At 73.0% G+C, this 1974-nt stretch carries 2 protein-coding genes; both read right to left on the bottom strand.

Annotation, left to right across the window (positions count from 1 at the left end):
* Nucleotides 1-66 precede the first annotated feature (66 nt).
* Nucleotides 67-222: a hypothetical protein gene (locus G6030_RS13525; RefSeq protein WP_182643478.1), complete on the bottom strand. Its 156-nt coding sequence runs from the start codon at nt 220-222 to the stop codon at nt 67-69.
* A gap of 142 nt (nt 223-364) precedes the next feature.
* Nucleotides 365-1636: a replication-associated recombination protein A gene (locus G6030_RS13520; protein ID WP_235026562.1), complete on the bottom strand. Its 1272-nt coding sequence runs from the start codon at nt 1634-1636 to the stop codon at nt 365-367.
* Nucleotides 1637-1974 lie beyond the last annotated feature (338 nt).

Genomic DNA, 1974 nt, shown 5'->3' with positions numbered 1-1974 from the left:
CGGGCGCCCGCTCCACCGGTCCGGCGGAGGGGCGCCCGGGCTGGCCGTGTGCGGCGAGAGGGTCGGTCAGCGCGGCATCGGGGGCAGGATGATGCCGAAGTTGGCGGCGGTGATGAAGGCCTCCTGCGGCAGCAGGCCGAGGCTGTGTGCTCCGGTCCCCCACGCCGCCACGGACGTGGCGACGCCGACGAGGGTCGAGAAGATGCTGGCGATTCCGCCCATGATTTCCTCCGAATGGTGATGTGGATACAACGTCCTACCTGGTCAGGCAGGCATTATGACCTTCACACAGTTCTCAGGGTTTGGCCAGGCTTTTGCCCCGAGGGTTCCCTGGAGCCCCTCTCGGCGTGGCCCCGGGCGCGCGTCAGTCCCGGATGATCCGGCGGAGTTTGTCGACCCGGGCGGACAGCTCGCGCTCGTGGCCGTGCGGCCCGGGCTCGTAGTAGTCCCGCCCCACCAGCTCGTCGGGCGGGTACTGCTGCGCCACGACCCCCGGCGCCGCGTTGTGCGGGTACCGGTAGCCCACCCCGTTGCCGAGCCCCTTGGCCCCGGCGTAGTGGCCGTCCCGCAGGTGCTTGGGCACCTCGCCGACGCCACCGGCGCGGACATCCGACATGGCGGCGTCGATGGCCGCGATCACCGCCTTGGATTTGGGGGCGGTCGCGAGGTGGATGGTGGCCTGGGCCAGCGCGAGCCGGCACTCGGGCATGCCGACCTTCTGGACGATCTCCGCCGCCGCGCTCGCGGACAGCAGCGCGGTCGGGTCGGCCATGCCGATGTCCTCACTCGCGTGCACCATGAGCCGCCGGGCGATGAACCGGGGGTCCTCCCCCGCGACCAGCATGCGTGCCAGGTAGTGCAGCGCCGCGTCCACGTCGGACCCGCGGATGGACTTGATGAACGCGCTCGTGACGTCGTAGTGCTGGTCGCCGTCACGGTCGTAGCGCACGGGGGCCGCGTCCAGGCTGAGCTCGACGATCTCCGGCGTCACCACGCCGTCCTCCGCGGCCCCGGCCGCGGCCTCCAGGATCGTCAGACTGCGTCGCGCGTCCCCGCCCGAGAGCCGGACGATGTCCTCCGCCGCGGCGTCGGTGAGCTCGACGCGCCCCGCCAGCCCCCGCTCGTCGGAGACCGCGCGACGCAGCACGGCGGCCACCCCGGCGTCGTCCAGGCCCTGCAGTTCGGCGATGAGCGACCGGCTCAGCAGTGGCGCGATCACGGAGAAATGCGGGTTCTCCGTGGTGGCGGCCACCAGCAGCACGATGCCGTTCTCCACCGCCGCCAGCAGGGCGTCCTGCTGGCTCTTGGAGAACCGGTGCACCTCGTCGATGAACAGGACCGTGCGCTGACCGTGGACCTGCCGGGTGCGGGCGTCGTCGATCACCGCGCGGACGTCCTTGACCCCGGCGCTGAGCGCCGACAGGGCGACGAAATGCCGCCCCGACGTGCTGGCCACCAGATTGGCGAGCGTCGTCTTCCCGGTCCCCGGAGGGCCGTAGAGGATCACCGACGAGCCCCCGCGCCCCTCCACCAGCCGCCGCAGCGGCGAATTGGGGCGCAGCAGGTGCTCCTGGCCGATCACCTCGTCCAGCGTCCGCGGCCGCATCCGGACCGCCAACGGGGCGCCCGGGTCCACGGACGCCGACGCCGGAGGAACGGACCCGGCGCAGCCCGCGTCCCCGGCGGCGAACAGCCCAGCGTCTTCTGTCACGCCCCCAGGCTACCGGCGGGCCCCGACAGCGAACCCCCAGGTGAACATCCGGCGACGGATCCGCGGAAGTGACCGCGGCCCTCGTCGTCGTCGGGTTGTCTGGAGGCCAGGTGTGCCACCTCCCCGGCGGGGGCGCGGCGCGCCACCCCACTCCAACACCACCCCGTGCCGCGACCCCCGGAGGGCCCACCACATGTGCCGCGACGACCACCCCACCCATGGCCCCACCCTCACCCGCCGCGAGGCGCTCGCCGGAGCGGGGC

Origin of the sequence: Dietzia sp. E1 (assembly GCF_014145015.1) — a bacterium.
In the GTDB taxonomy this organism is placed as follows: domain Bacteria; phylum Actinomycetota; class Actinomycetes; order Mycobacteriales; family Mycobacteriaceae; genus Dietzia; species Dietzia cinnamea_A.
Note: the sequence above shows the minus strand (reverse complement) of the source record. Positions and strands in the feature narration are given on the sequence as shown.

Bases quoted from the DNA above. Each gene is read 5' to 3' on its own strand.
- G6030_RS13525 (WP_182643478.1), bottom strand. From the start codon at position 222: ATGGGCGGAATCGCCAGCATCTTCTCGACCCTCGTCGGCGTCGCCACG.